This is a genomic window from Longimicrobium sp., from assembly GCF_048594345.1.
Lineage (GTDB): Bacteria > Gemmatimonadota > Gemmatimonadetes > Longimicrobiales > Longimicrobiaceae > Longimicrobium.
Map to the genome: position 1 here is coordinate 75,305 of NZ_JBMDXM010000156.1, position 12,874 is coordinate 88,178.

Annotated in this window: 12 protein-coding genes; 8 read left to right on the forward strand and 4 right to left on the reverse strand. The window is 69.1% G+C overall.

Going from position 1 to position 12,874, the window contains the following annotated elements; translation table 11 throughout:
- The first annotated feature begins 5 nt into the window (after positions 1 to 5).
- The 4 genes from ACOJUJ_RS17290 (at position 6) to ACOJUJ_RS17305 (ending at position 4,068) form a co-directional block, all read left to right on the forward strand.
- Positions 6 to 917: a hypothetical protein gene (locus ACOJUJ_RS17290; protein ID WP_420128153.1), complete on the forward strand. Its 912-nt coding sequence runs from the start codon at positions 6 to 8 to the stop codon at positions 915 to 917.
- A 158-nt stretch (positions 918 to 1,075) separates the two neighbouring features.
- Positions 1,076 to 1,468, forward strand: coding sequence for a hypothetical protein (locus ACOJUJ_RS17295; RefSeq protein ID WP_420128154.1), 393 nt, complete (start codon positions 1,076 to 1,078; stop codon positions 1,466 to 1,468).
- 155 nt (positions 1,469 to 1,623) lie between these two features.
- Positions 1,624 to 2,967 (forward strand): tyrosine-type recombinase/integrase, encoded by a 1,344-nt coding sequence (locus ACOJUJ_RS17300; RefSeq protein ID WP_420128155.1) that lies wholly within the window; start codon positions 1,624 to 1,626, stop codon positions 2,965 to 2,967.
- A gap of 201 nt (positions 2,968 to 3,168) precedes the next feature.
- Positions 3,169 to 4,068 (forward strand): sigma-70 family RNA polymerase sigma factor, encoded by a 900-nt coding sequence (locus ACOJUJ_RS17305; protein ID WP_420128156.1) that lies wholly within the window; start codon positions 3,169 to 3,171, stop codon positions 4,066 to 4,068.
- A gap of 8 nt (positions 4,069 to 4,076) precedes the next feature.
- Here the strand turns inward: ACOJUJ_RS17305 and ACOJUJ_RS17310 are convergent, their stop codons facing one another.
- The 3 genes from ACOJUJ_RS17310 to ACOJUJ_RS17320 form a co-directional block, all read right to left on the reverse strand.
- A complete protein-coding gene (locus ACOJUJ_RS17310) occupies positions 4,077 to 4,985 on the reverse strand; it encodes an HNH endonuclease signature motif containing protein (RefSeq protein WP_420128157.1) in 909 nt (302 codons plus the stop codon).
- Positions 4,986 to 5,068: 83 nt separating this feature from the next.
- Positions 5,069 to 6,385 carry a hypothetical protein gene (locus ACOJUJ_RS17315; RefSeq protein WP_420128158.1) on the reverse strand — a complete coding sequence of 439 codons (1,317 nt, stop codon included), beginning with the start codon at positions 6,383 to 6,385 and terminating at the stop codon, positions 5,069 to 5,071.
- A gap of 140 nt (positions 6,386 to 6,525) precedes the next feature.
- On the reverse strand, positions 6,526 to 6,726 hold the full coding sequence (locus tag ACOJUJ_RS17320; protein WP_420128159.1) for a hypothetical protein: 201 nt from the start codon (positions 6,724 to 6,726) through the stop codon (positions 6,526 to 6,528).
- On the opposite strand from ACOJUJ_RS17320, the gene ACOJUJ_RS17325 reads away from it, so the two are divergent.
- A complete protein-coding gene (locus ACOJUJ_RS17325) occupies positions 6,725 to 7,657 on the forward strand; it encodes an ABC transporter permease (RefSeq protein WP_420128160.1) in 933 nt (310 codons plus the stop codon). The genes ACOJUJ_RS17320 and ACOJUJ_RS17325 overlap by 2 nt on opposite strands.
- A gap of 599 nt (positions 7,658 to 8,256) precedes the next feature.
- Here the strand turns inward: ACOJUJ_RS17325 and ACOJUJ_RS17330 are convergent.
- Positions 8,257 to 8,628 carry a hypothetical protein gene (locus ACOJUJ_RS17330; protein ID WP_420128161.1) on the reverse strand — a complete coding sequence of 124 codons (372 nt, stop codon included), beginning with the start codon at positions 8,626 to 8,628 and terminating at the stop codon, positions 8,257 to 8,259.
- A gap of 307 nt (positions 8,629 to 8,935) precedes the next feature.
- Here ACOJUJ_RS17330 and ACOJUJ_RS17335 point away from each other — a divergent pair, with 307 nt between their 5' ends.
- From ACOJUJ_RS17335 to ACOJUJ_RS17345, 3 genes are all read left to right on the forward strand, one after another.
- On the forward strand, positions 8,936 to 9,445 hold the full coding sequence (locus ACOJUJ_RS17335) for a sigma-70 family RNA polymerase sigma factor (RefSeq protein ID WP_420128162.1): 510 nt from the start codon (positions 8,936 to 8,938) through the stop codon (positions 9,443 to 9,445).
- Positions 9,442 to 10,221 carry an anti-sigma factor family protein gene (locus ACOJUJ_RS17340; protein ID WP_420128163.1) on the forward strand — a complete coding sequence of 260 codons (780 nt, stop codon included), beginning with the start codon at positions 9,442 to 9,444 and terminating at the stop codon, positions 10,219 to 10,221. Before ACOJUJ_RS17335 ends, ACOJUJ_RS17340 begins: the two co-directional genes overlap by 4 nt.
- Before the next feature lie 174 nt (positions 10,222 to 10,395).
- Entirely contained in the window at positions 10,396 to 12,612 is a 2,217-nt protein-coding gene (locus ACOJUJ_RS17345) for a TonB-dependent receptor (RefSeq protein WP_420128164.1), read from the forward strand.
- Positions 12,613 to 12,874: the final 262 nt, after the last annotated feature.

The window sequence follows — 12,874 nt, forward strand, 5'->3', positions numbered from 1 at the left end:
GCATGATGTCGGATGCGTTTGAGCAGGTCAGGACCCGCATGGAGCGGGAGCTCGGTGAGAGCGGATTCCTGGATACGCGCCGTTGGCTGAGGGACTTTCCTCAGTACACGGCCGAGATACAGGAATTCGTGCTTGCAGGGATTGAGCAGGCTTCCGCACCGGACTGGGCGCCCGGAGAACGGGAAGCCTATGATGCCGCCGTTGCGGACGGTATCGCGGATGCGTTGAACCAGGCACGGCTTCGGGCAAGGGAGATGAAGCTCGGGGCGCGCATCGCGGCGGTCGCTCGTCGCGAACCGCTCCCGGAGGGCAGCACACGGAACTACGCCCGCGCCTTGCTCATGGCCTTCACGGTCTACCGGCTGTACGAGAGAATCCCGTGGGTGGATAGGGTAAAGCTTTACAAGGCGCTGTACCTCTTGGAGGAGGCTGTGGGGCCGGGTGTCTTCACCTCGTTCGAGGTCACTGCATACGGCCTGTTCGACCTGGACCTCCGGCACGCCGAAGACGACGCTGAGGATCGCGGCATGCGCGCCGGCTGGATAGAACTCGATCCAAAGAAGACAGAGGACCGCTCCGATCTGTTCCTCCCGGGCCCGAAGGCCGCCGAGGCGGTGGTGAGAGCTCCCGACTACCTGCCCGACCCGCCGCTCGCCGAGGAGTTCCTTGACCTGATCGCGGGCTTCGACGGATGGACGTTGGCCGCTTGGCAGACCATCCACGCCGTCGGGAAGGCGCTCGCGGAGCGCGGCGCCACCATCGACGTGGAGTCGGTCACGGCCGCAATCAGGGCAGAGGAGGCTTGGCAGGGCAACAAGCTCGGCTTCCCGGAGTTCACGGACGACGGCATCGAGGAGAGCCTGCAACACCTCGCGCGCCTCCGGCTGCTCCCGGGCGAGAACATCTCCTACCGGTAACTTCCGGTCTCATCCGTAGATCAAGGCGGCCTGTCACGCGGACAGGCCGCCTTCATTCGCGTACACGGGCGCTGAGTGTACGCTTTCCCCATCTGCTGAGCGCGTTGGTTCACCTGGACAGGTGGCAGGACAAAACGCTCCCTGGCGACGGTGCGATCATGCAGATCACGGATCTCGAGCAACTGGTGCGTGACGCTCCGCCGGGCACCCGGGTGGAGTTCATCCAAATAACGATTCACACTCCAGGCGACGCCGACGCCCTGGGAGTTGTCAAAGCCGATACTGAGTGGGAGCCGCGGCAGATCGCGGAGTGGGTCCGCCGTGAGCACGGCGGAGACGGTCTGAAGCTGAAGCAGTGGGCAGTTATGCTGCCGGGCGTTTCGCACCGGGAGCTTCTCCGTGCCGCTGGCGACGGCCGACTCGCCTGGCACGCGAAGCCGGGCGGCCGCGATCACGGCGCGCGCATGGCTTCGCCAGACGCGATGCTCGCCTTCCTCTCGGCCGAGGGCCTCATCGAAACCGACGCGGCCGGAGAGGCAGCCGCGGCATGAGGCGCCAGCCAGCTGCTGTCACACGGCCCGCGATCCCGGCAGGGCGGCCACCAGGCGCGCCGCCGGTGCCGCGCCTCCGTCCGCCAGTAGGGGGAGGTACGAGGCCCCCGCACCCGCGGGGGCCGGCCCCCACGGCCCCGCGACGGCGCGCGCCCATGGCTGAGAGAAAGAAAAAGCGCGACACCAGCCCCTTCGCGGAGCGGCTGCTGAAGCGCCTGAAGACCCGCCCCAGCGCGCAAGGCGCGGTGTTCGTGCTGGACCTGCGCGGCCGCGAGTGGTCCGGCGCGCAGCTGGGCAAGTCCGGGTTCCTGACGCTCCGGAACCCGGCCGACGAGGGCTGGCCGGCGAAGGGCGCAACGACCCTCGACCAGGCCGTGGCCGAGCAATGGGTCCGTGACCACTACGCCGCGTGGATGGAGCGGAAGCTCCAGATCGCCGAGGATGGCCCCGACTCCGGCCTCACCGTCGCCGAGGCCTGCGACGCCTACCTCGAGCACCTGACGAAGCTCCTCGGACCCGACCACAACACCGTCAGCGTGCGGCGCAGCGTCGTCCGCGTGCACCTGAAGCCCGCGTTCGGGGACCTCCCCCTCGCGGCACTCACGCGCAAGCGGCTCCGCGAGTTCCTCGAGGGCCTGCAGGTCAGGAAGTGGGAGCACGGCACCGTTCGGGAGACGCCCGCGATGCGGCGCACCAAGGAAAACGTGCGCTCCACCCTGCAGGCGCTCTGGCACCACGCGTACCCCGACACGGCCTGGCCCTTCGGCACGATCAGCGTCGCGGACCGCGGCGCCAGCCGCCGGCGGCGCGAGGCCGCCGAGACCGGAGAGATCTCCGCGATGATCGCGAGCAAGACCTACACGTACGAGGAGATCGCAACCCTCCTCTCGGCGGCCGTCGAGTACGACCGGGCCGTCCTCGGCCGGGTCAACCTCCTGCCCTGGGTGCCGAACACGGCGGAGACGATCGCGCTCCTGCTCGGCACGGCCGCGCGCATCGACGAGCTCATGCTGCTGCGCTGGAAGCATGTCTTCTTCGACCAGGAGGCGATCTTCATCCCGGGAACCAAGAGCGCCGGCGCGGCGCGGTGGATCCCCATGCAGCGGAGCCTGCGGCCCTGGCTGGAGCGGCTGCACGCCATGCACGGCGGGAACCCGCACCCCGACGACTACGTGCTGCACCTGCGGCGCGGCACGCCGCTGTCCCGGCCCAGCAGGAAGAGCTATGGCGCGCGCCTCGGGAGACTGGAAACCATGGCCGGCCTCAAGCGGCACCGGAAGACCACCCACATCTTCCGCGCGACCCACCTCTCGTGGGCGGCGCCGCACCTGCCGGAAGGGGTGCTGAAGGCGTATGCCGGCCATAGCCGCCCCCGCGGCGGGGCCACTGACGCGTACGTCGAGACACGCCCCCCGTTCATGCCCGCCGCGCACCGCGAAGTGATCCGGATCCCCTCGCCGGAAGAAGTCGGAGCATCGGAGCAACACGACCAGATCTGACCTGGTCACTGACTCCAACCTGATTCGCCCATCCGCCAGGCTGCTTGACCAGCAGTCCTGGCGGATCCGTTGCGCTCCGGCCAGTCCAGCCACTCGATCATCCCCCGGCGCACCGCCGGTGCCGCGCTTTCGTCCGCCCTTACGGGAGGGGTCCGCTCCCCGTGGACGGAAACGGCCGCCACGGCCCGCAAGTGCGCGCGCATGTCCCACAACACAGTCCAGCCGGCCCATGCCCGTCGTCGAACGCGAATTCAAGCATTCGGAGACACGGGCCGCACGAGGCGCGCTTTCGACCCGGAGAGCCCGACCTCCCTCGATCTGTACCTCCGTGAGATCGGCGACTACCCGCTGTTGACGGCGGCCGAGGAACGTGCGCTCGGGCATCGGATCCGCGCGGGAGACGCCGCCGCGGCCGAGGCGCTGGTCAGCTGCAACCTGCGCTTCGCCGTGATGATCGCGAAGAAGTACCAGCACCTCGGGCTTCCGCTCGCCGACCTGATCAACGAAGGCAACGTCGGGATGGTCCACGCGGCGACCAAGTTCGATCCGGAAAACGGGGCGAGGTTCGTCTCCTACGCCTCGTGGTGGGTGCGCCAGGCCATCCACCGTGCGCTCGATCGTGCCGTGACCGTGCGCCCGAAGGGCGCAAACGAGGAGAAGCTCCGACGCATCCGCAAGCACGCCGCGCGCCTGGCGCAGCTCTATGCCCGCGAGCCCACCCTGACGGAGCTCGCCGGCGCCGCCGGCGTGGAGGTCGTCGAGGCCGCGCACGCCCTGAACCTGACCGGGGCGCGCCGGTCAGGTACCGGCGACGACCTGCTGCTGGAGTGCCTGCCGCACCCCGACCAGCCGCTGCCGGACGAGGACGCGTATGTCCGCGAACGCGCGGGGCGGATCGACGCGGTGCTCGGAACCCTGCGGGAGCGGGAGGCGCTGGTGCTGCGGCGATACTACGGGCTGGGTGGATGCGCTGCGATGACGCAGGCGGAGATCGCCGAGGCTCTCGGCATCTCCCACCAGCGCGTCCAGCAGTTGCTCGTGCAGGGGCTGAACCGGCTGAAGGAGCCGGCACGACTAGCCCGGCTGGAGGCCTATCGGTGAGTTCGCGGTCACCGCCCGGGAACCGTGATACGTCGGTTGCTGAACGTGAGGTATTCCCCTGCACGTGACCTGTCCCTGATGATGAACTCGTCACCACGGATCTCGGCGATGCCCTGGTCAAGGAGCCGGTGTAGATCGGCGCGCAGCAGAATACCGTCGGTAGCTTGGTTCGCCACGCGCCAGTCGCGGCCGGGGAGGTGCGCCGCCTCGAGGACCTCGCGGACCGCGGTACCTGAAACGACACATCGCCAACCGCAGCGGTTCCCAACCAGAACTCTGAAGCTCTGCTGCCTCAGACGGCGTTCAACCTCGACGGTGACCTTTCTTGACCCCGATCCGTCCGGCGCCACCATGGTGACAGGAGGCACACCGGAAACCTTTTCAAGCGGAATCTCAAGGTTCGTCACACACTGCACTGATGGGGAATCAGGCAGATCCCGGGAATCTTCAAACCAGAGTGTCGGTGTCTTCGTATTGCGAGCGCGTTGCGGCCAATCGCGAATCTGCCGCCGATACGCCTCCGCGACATCGTCGATCGCAACCGCGACATAGTTCTGGATCACTGAGTCGACCATGTGCACCATCAACGCGTGCGTGGCACCCAGATCCTTCGCGCTGGCTGTGCGTGCAGCGACATAGTCCACGAAGTAGTCATCCGGCAACGACCGTGGATCGGAAACCCGAGAGATCATTCCGAACTGGATCGCGGAATAGCGCTTCGTATCGGTCCAGCCCTGCTTCAGCCAGAACGTCACCGAGCCGCCGCTGACCGTCCGCGCTTGCACCAACTTCATGCCTTTCGGCTTACGAACAGCTACTGAGTCGAAACCCTTTGCGCGCAGCAGCACAGGGACTTGCGCCGACACCAGCTGCTCGTTGAGATACGATTGTGGCTTCCGCGCGATCTGTTTCGACATCGTTCACCATCCGATTGTCCTCGTCGCGGCCCTCTCAGCGGCTTCCGCAGCCGCGAGAACCCTGCACTACCCGCACCCTTCCTTCAGCGGCCTTTCCGGCGTCGAACCGCGGGACGAGGTCTACCGGTCGGCATGTTCGCCGCGACAATCAGAGATCGGTCACCGTCCACCGCGGTATTCACCAGCTGGGTCACGGCCTCGGTGTGCTCCAGCCGCGAGCCTATCCACCCGGCCTGGAGCAGGTCGACAAAATGCGAGTTCGTCAGATAGCGGCCCGCATTTTCGAACGTAACGATTCGGCCGCCGCGCGGGCCCTGGACCTCCCCGGATTCCAGCAAGACGTCCCAGTAATCGAGCGGCAGATACATGCCTCCGATCATCTTCGTCGAATGCGGCTCCAGCACGATGGAACTGCAGAGCTTCAGGTAGAATAGGCCGGGATGCAACCGGTAGCTGTGGCGCTCCGCTGCCGATGGGGTCGGCGGGTGCTCGCGCATGAACCTCCGCATCCGCTCCATTTCACGCTCGTAAGACTTGCCCCCCGGCCGATATCCGAGGACCTTCCCTTTCTTGCGCATGCTCTTGTACTGCACCAGCACATACGAGCGGTACTGGTGGTGGTAATACAGGAGGTCCACGCCGAGCGTGTGCTCGACCTTGGTACGGTTCACGTTCATCACCGTCAGCCGGGTGCCCTCCTGCTCGAACACCGCGGTCCCTACCTGGTATCGGTCGAGCATGCGCCAGCCGCTGCCGAATACGCCTGCGTCATGGCCGATCGCCTGATCTTCGGTGATTGAGGCTTCGCGCAGCCCCGTTAGAAACGGCGCCGTCCCGTCCACATCTGGATCCACGTCGACCAGGCGAGCGGGGTCGAACCCCGATGCGCGAAGCGCCAGGTTGACCGCATCGCGCTCCTGGGCGATGACAGCCTGGGCTTCTCCACTCACCCGCTTCGGAGTCGCCAAACGCCGCAGGCGCTCAACCACAGGATGGAGATCGGGGCGGATCGCGATCAGCGCATCGAGTACGTGCGCCCAGGTCGCGGGTGGGACGGCCGATCCGGAATTGATCGCGTCCTCGAACGGCCGGCGAAACCTCTCAGGGATCCGCCTCAGGATCTCGTCCACGCCAACCGGCTGGTCGAACGGCTCCAGGTCGGAAACCCGGACCCGCCTCTTCCCCGTCGCGACGGGCGCCGACCGGTGCACAAGGCCGATGAACTCGAACTGCGTCCCGTAGCTCGAGATCAGCACCAGTGACGTCTGCGGCAGCTTCCAATCACTCGTGCTCACTACGTCGGTGAAACCGGCGGTCCGTTCGATCGAGGACATGATTGGTCCCCCGAACGCGTCCACATCTTCCCCGATGACGATCACCGCACCGACAGCCTCGGCCATTTTGGGTCTCTCCAGCCTTGCGGCGCCGGCACCGACGCCGTTTTCCTTATGCAATCTCCGCGGCCCGGAGAAGGTGCCCAAACGCATAGTGGGACGGCAAGGCCCGTGCGTCTGATAACCCGGCCTTGTCACGGATTCTGTCACGGACCCACATGTGGAGCTTCTTCCCAAGGCATTGCAGCGCCACCGCCGCGGCCGCTGAAATTCGGAATTTTCCCGGCGAGAAACGACTCACGGATGAACAGCCCCAACCCGCTGAGAGAACTCACGCTCGCGCGCATCCGCTCATTCGTGCGCGAACCGGAGGCGCTGTTCTGGACCTTCGGCTTTCCGATCATCATGGCGCTAGGGCTCGGGATCGCCTTCCGCGAGCGGCCGACGGAGCGAGCGGCGGTCGGCGTCGAGCGCGGTTCCGTGGCCGAGCGGTACGCGCCGGCGCTTGGCCGATCTTCCGAGGTAGAGCTTGAGATTCTCTCGCCGGATTCTGCCGAGGACGCCATCCGCAGAGGAGAGATCGCAGTCCTGCTCACCGGGCGTGACGTGCTCACCTACCGCTACGATCCCGCGCGCGCCGAGAGCCGGAGTGCGCAGCTCGTCGCCGACCGCGTGGTGCAGCGCGCGGCGGGGGCAACGGACCGGGTGCCCAGCGTCCAGGACCGCGACCGGCGCCCCGGCGGCCGGTACATCGACTGGGTGCTGCCGGGTCTAATTGGGATGAATTTGATGTCGACCGGGATGTGGGGGATGGGCTTCGGGCTGGTGCAGATGCGGCAGAAGAAGCAGCTCAAGCGCATGTCCAGCACGCCGATGCGCAAGCGCGACTTTCTCCTGGCGCAGATCCTGGCGCGGCTGTCGTTCATCGTGCTGGAGGTGCCGCCGATCGTGCTGTTCGCCTGGCTGGCGTTCGGGGTAAAGGTGCAGGGGTCGCTGGCGGCGCTGGCGCTGGTGATTACGCTGGGCGCCATGACGTTCGCGGGGCTGGGGCTGCTGGCGTCCACGCGGGCGCGCACCATCGAGGGCGTGAGCGGCGTGCTTAACCTGGTGATGCTGCCCATGTTCGTGCTCTCCGGCGTCTTTTTTCCCGCCAGCCGCTATCCAGACGCGCTGCAGCCCGTGGTCCAGGCGCTCCCGCTCACCGCGCTGAACGATGCCCTGCGCGCCATCTACAACGACGCGCTCCCCTTCAGCGGCTACGCGGGCGAGCTGGCCATCCTGGCGGCGTGGATGGCGATCGGCTTCCTTCTCTCCCTCCGCTTCTTCCGCTGGCAGTGAACCGGGCGGTCGGATAAGTACGGGGCTTCACGCACAAACGTGGAGGCGCGCAGAGGACATCCTCCCTCGCGCCTCCACGTTGCCGTTTGTGCCGATCCAGAGCAGGCCGACGACGGGAGAGGCCGCCGCTCACCTCGCTCGCCGGAGTGGCGGATGGTTCACAAGATCGCACATCAGGTGGTGCGATAAGCCTGGTATCGTGCACAGTGAAAGGCCATCCACCGATCCGCATCCTCCTCAAAAAAACGCGGATGGCCCCCTGCCGCATTCCATCTCTCTCCCGTTTCAGACACTCCTACAAAAGATCGTGCCTCGTCGACCGCCCCACCCGCACCCGACACTCTGAAATCCGTGCTCCGACCGTGAGGCCAGAGGAAACGGCACGAGAAAACTCCGTTGACTCCGTTAACTCCGTGTGAGGCATAGTCTTTCGTGCATCCGCCGCGAACGCCGAGGAATCGGCACGAGAAAACTCTGCTGACTCTGCTAACTCTGCGTGAGGCCCCTTCTCTTACGGAGGCAGCCGAACACAAGACGCGAAGGCTCCAACCGTGCGCTTCGTGGGGCCCGGAAACGGGGCGAGAACGGCGACGAGCCGGCTACGGCGCGCGCTGAAGCGTGGCCTCGAGCGTGACGGTGTTGGGGCCGCAGCGGGCGCCCTGCACCACCACGTTGCTCTGCACCCATTCCACGTGGCCGGGCCGCTGCACGCGCACCTGGTACACCCCCGGCGGGCCGTACGCGTACAGCTGGGGCACGCCTTCCACGCGCACCCCGTGGCGCAGCGAGTCGGTCACGCCGCCCACGGTGAACCAGCCGCGCGACTCGTCCGTGGCGGAGGCACGGGTAATCCCGTCCAGCACGCCCACGGCCACCGACGGCTGCTGATCGTCGGGGCAGACGAACGAAAGGGCCACGTCGTTGCAGGCGGCCAGCGCCAGGCACGGCACCAGCAGCGTGAGGATCTTCATCGTTCCTTCAAAGGCCAGTGAGGTGGTGCGGGCGCGGCCGGCACGGTGCGGCCGCGCGGTCCTGCACGGGGAGAACGATCCACCCCCGCACCTCGTGACACCGTAAAGGGTTGCGCGGGCGCACCGGCCGTGTCACGATTCGCCCGGGCGGGGCGTTCTTTCCACGTCGCCGGACGCGGAGCGCCCCACAAACCCCGCGTACCGGTTCGTAATTCGGCGTTTCTCCAGCGATGACCTCGTGCCAGCCACGCATGCAGACCGTCCCGCCGGGGGCGCCGCCGCGAAGCCTGCCGCGCCCGGAGCAGCCGTGAACGCCATCTCGGGAGGCGGCGCGGACTACGACGCGCTCTTTCGCGACGTGTATCCGTCGCTGTTCCGCTACCTGCACCGCCTGACCGGCGACCAGGACGGCGCGGAAGACATTGCGCAAGAATCGTTCGTGCGGCTTCTGGGCCGCACCATGCCGGAGCAGGAAGCACGGTTGTGGCTGTTCACCGTGGCCACCAACCTGTTCCGCGACGGTACCCGAACCTCCCGGCGCCGCGAGCGGCTGCTCTCGGCCACGCCGTGGAAACCGTCCGCACTTCCCGCGCCCGACGAGGAGCTGGAGCGCGGGCGCAAGGTGGCTTCGGTGCGCTCGGCGCTGGAGCAGATCCCCGAACGCGACCGGCAGATGCTGCTGATGCGCGAAGAGGGATTCAGATACGACGAGATCGCCCAGGTGGCCGCGGTGGCCCCGGGCTCGGTAGGCACGCTGCTGGCCCGCGCAACCCGGCGGTTCCTGGCGGTGTATGACGCCCGACTGGAGGAAGGATGACACACCTGGGTGAAGGATCGTTGCAGGAGCTTCTGGACGGTGAGATGCCGCCCGGCGCGCGCGCCGAGGCGGAGGCTCACCTGGCCTCCTGTCCCGCCTGCGCCGGCGAGCTGGCGGAGCTGCGCGGGCTGACGGCCCGCGCCTCGGCCCTGCTGGGGCTGGTGGAGGCGGCGCCGCCGGTGCTGGCCGCCCAGGCCCGCTTTGCGCGCCACCGCCGCGGCGGCGGCGCCATGAGCGAAGCCCGCCGGGCGCTTCCCCGGGCCGCGGCGCTGGTGCTGCTGCTGGCCGGCGCCGCCGCGGCCGCCGCCATCCCCGGCTCGCCCGCGCGCGAGTGGGTGCGCGGTCTGGGCGTTTCCCAGCGCGAAGAGCAGCCGGCGCCGCCGCAGGCCGCCCCCGAGGCGCCGGCCCCGGCCGTGGTGGAGGTGGCGCCCAAGGCCGTGTCCATCAACCCCTCCGAAGGGCGGATCCGCATCGCGGTGACGGCGTCGTCGCCGGAGCTGCGGGTGCGGGCCCGGCTGGTCCCCGGCGCCAAGGCCGAGGTCACGGCCACCGGCGCGGCCTCCACGGCGCGCTTCCGCACCGGGCCCGGGCGCATCGAGGTGATGGGCGCCGGGCCGGGCGAGCTGGTGATCACCCTTCCCGCCGACGCCGACGCGGCGTTCGTGGAGGTGAACGGCCGGGTGCTGGCGGCCAAGCAGGGCGCCGCGCTGCGCTCGCTGGCGCCGCGGGTGGCGGGCTCCGCCACCGAGCCTGTGTTCCGCGCCGGCGGCAACTGATCCACGGCCCGCCCCCGCGGCGGGCCGCCGACCACGGACGTACGGCCCGCCCCCGCGGCGGGCCGCCGACCACGGATGTACGGCCTGCCTCGGGGCAGGCCGCCGACCACACCAAGGGCGCCGCCGGGCCTGTTCGGGCCCGGCCGCCGGATCGATAGAAGTCCAGGCTTACGGATGCTGATCCCCCTCGTGCTCGCGCTGTTCACGGCCGCCGCCCCGCCGCAGGACCCGGCGCGGGGGGTCATTCGTGGAACGGTGGTCAGCGAGCCGTCGGGGTTTCCCGTGGCGCGCGCGGTGATCGAGGCGGACGACGGCAAGACGACGGTGCACGCCATCGCCGACAGCGCCGGCGTGTACCGGCTGAACGTGGCCGCGGGAGAGCAGATGCTGCGCGTGCGCCACCTGGAGCACGCGCCCATGGAGCAGGGGGTGCGGGTGCCCCCCGGCGGCGAGGTGTCGCTGGACGTGGCGCTGGTGCACCGCCCCATCGCCCTGGCCACGGTGCGGGTCATCCGCATCGACCCCCGCGCCGACAGCACCGCCGCCGAGCGCCCGGACATCGGCGTGGTCATCGACCACCAGGCGGTGGAGAACGCGGCGGCGGTGACGACTCCGCTGAGCGGCGGCCTGACGCCCAATCCGGCCGAGCCCGGGACCGTGGGGGACGCGCTGTACGTGCGCGGCTCCTCCGCCAACCTGCAGCTGGTGCTGCTGGACGGCGCGCCGGTGTACGCGCCGTTCCACATGGGCGGGCTGATCGACACCTTCGAGCCGGACGTGGTAGGGTCCGCGCGTCTGTACCTGGGCGGAGCCCCCGCCCGGTACGACGGCGGGCTTTCGTACGTGATGGACCTGTCCACGCGCACCGGGCGCGAGCGCATGGGCGCGGCGGGGACGGCCGACATGGTGAGCGCCACCGCCCGCGTGGAAGGCCCGCTGGGGCCGGCGCGATACCTGGGTTCCGTCCGCACGGTGCACGGCGGCACCTTCAGCCAGCTGCAGGGCGAGCCCTTTCCCTACGACTTTGGGGACGGCCTGTTCCGCTTCGACCTTCCCCTTCCCGACGGCGGCGTTTCCACCACGCTTTTCGCCAACACCGAGGGGGTGCGGGTGGACAGCACCCAGACGGGGGGGCGCGACGAGGCGCGGTGGGGGAACCTGGCCGGCTCGGTGCGCTACCGCGGGCGGCACGAGGGCGCGGACATGGAGCTCACGCTGGCGGCCGGCCGCTACAACGCCGACATGCCGCTGCGCTTTGGCACCCGCTGGTTCCAGCTGGCGGGGCGCAGCGAGCGCCTGCGCGCGGGGCTGGACTTTACCCGCACCAGCGGCGCGCTGCTGCTGCGCTACGGCGCCTCGTACGAGCGCACCTGGATGACGCAGATGGCCACGGCGCCGGCGCAGTACAAGCTGCTGATGCGGGGCGAGGCGTCGGGATCCACGTGGGGCGGCTACCTGGACGGCAGCTGGCAGCCGGGCTCGCGCGTGGTGCTGCGCGCCGGCCTGCGCGGCGACGCGTTCTCGGTAGGCGGCAGGGCCACGGTGGCGCCGCGCGGCTCGGCCACGGTGCTGGTGGGCGACGGCGCGGCCCTCACGCTGGCGGGCGGCCGCTATCACCAGTACATCCGCGTTCCCCGTCCGCTCCCCCGCGGCTCGCTGCTGCGCAACTTCGCCGACTCCGCCCGCATCCCCACGCACATGGCGGTGGCCGGCGCCACGCACCTGTCGCTGGAGCTGGACCAGCAGATGGGCGGCGGGGTGCGGCTGGGGCTGGAGGGCTTCTACAAGCGCTACGACGGCCTGCCCCCGGCGGTGGCGGTGGACAGCCTTTCGTCCACGGCCCACAGCTCCGGCGTGGACGTGTGGGTGCGGCGGACGGGCGCCGCGCTCACGGGGTGGTTCGGCTACTCGCTCAACTGGGTGTGGAGCTCGGGCGACTACACGGGGATCGCGGGCGACTTCGTGGGGCGGCAGACGGTGAGCGCGGGGGTACGGGGATTGGGGTGGAAGGGCAGCGTGGTGGGGGTGCGGGTGGCGTACGGCGCGCCGATCTCGTCGCGCGACTTTGGCAACCTGGTGGAGGGTGCGCTGGGGCCCGGCTCCATCCCCAGCTCCGAGCTGAACAGCGGCGCGGACCTGGACACCGACGCGCCGGTCTCCACCTTCTCCAGCGCGTTCCTGCGCCTGGACGCCGAGATCTCCCGCACCTGGGCGCCGCGCGTGGCCGGCCGCGCGACCGAGTTCACCCCCTACCTGCGCGTGATCAACGCGCTGGACCAGCGCGACGGCTTCTTCTACCGCTACACGGAAGCCGGCAACGGCGAGAACGGCGTGCAGCCGATCGCCACGGTGCCGCTGGTGCCGGTGTTCGGGGTGACGTGGAAGATCTGAGGTGAACGGGTGTGAGGGTGAACGGGTGATGGGGTGACATGGATTGATGGCCGGTGGATGCGGACCCTTCCTCGCGTGATGCGGGGGAGGGTTGTTTCGTTGGATGGACATCGTCTGGGTTCGCCAACCGTCTCGGCTCGCCGAGAGGGATCACGCTGACGTCCGACGGGGTGCCCCTCCCCCGGCCCCTCCCCGTTCGTACCTCAGGTTGAGGGTATAACTTCTATCCCGCTCCGTATGGGGGTTCCAACCTCCCGCCCCC

What these genes read in the sequence shown, in the direction of transcription:
- ACOJUJ_RS17290 (WP_420128153.1), top strand. Translation starts at nt 6, where the DNA reads ATGTCGGATGCGTTTGAGCAGGTCAGGACCCGCATGGAGCGGGAGCTC.
- ACOJUJ_RS17295 (WP_420128154.1), top strand. Translation starts at nt 1,076, where the DNA reads ATGCAGATCACGGATCTCGAGCAACTGGTGCGTGACGCTCCGCCGGGC.
- ACOJUJ_RS17300 (WP_420128155.1), top strand. Translation starts at nt 1,624, where the DNA reads ATGGCTGAGAGAAAGAAAAAGCGCGACACCAGCCCCTTCGCGGAGCGG.
- ACOJUJ_RS17305 (WP_420128156.1), top strand. Translation starts at nt 3,169, where the DNA reads ATGTCCCACAACACAGTCCAGCCGGCCCATGCCCGTCGTCGAACGCGA.
- ACOJUJ_RS17310 (WP_420128157.1), bottom strand. Translation starts at nt 4,985, where the DNA reads ATGTCGAAACAGATCGCGCGGAAGCCACAATCGTATCTCAACGAGCAG.
- ACOJUJ_RS17315 (WP_420128158.1), bottom strand. Translation starts at nt 6,385, where the DNA reads ATGGCCGAGGCTGTCGGTGCGGTGATCGTCATCGGGGAAGATGTGGAC.
- ACOJUJ_RS17325 (WP_420128160.1), top strand. Translation starts at nt 6,725, where the DNA reads ATGGCGCTAGGGCTCGGGATCGCCTTCCGCGAGCGGCCGACGGAGCGA.
- ACOJUJ_RS17320 (WP_420128159.1), bottom strand. Translation starts at nt 6,726, where the DNA reads ATGATGATCGGAAAGCCGAAGGTCCAGAACAGCGCCTCCGGTTCGCGC.
- ACOJUJ_RS17330 (WP_420128161.1), bottom strand. Translation starts at nt 8,628, where the DNA reads ATGAAGATCCTCACGCTGCTGGTGCCGTGCCTGGCGCTGGCCGCCTGC.
- ACOJUJ_RS17340 (WP_420128163.1), top strand. Translation starts at nt 9,442, where the DNA reads ATGACACACCTGGGTGAAGGATCGTTGCAGGAGCTTCTGGACGGTGAG.
- ACOJUJ_RS17345 (WP_420128164.1), top strand. Translation starts at nt 10,396, where the DNA reads ATGCTGATCCCCCTCGTGCTCGCGCTGTTCACGGCCGCCGCCCCGCCG.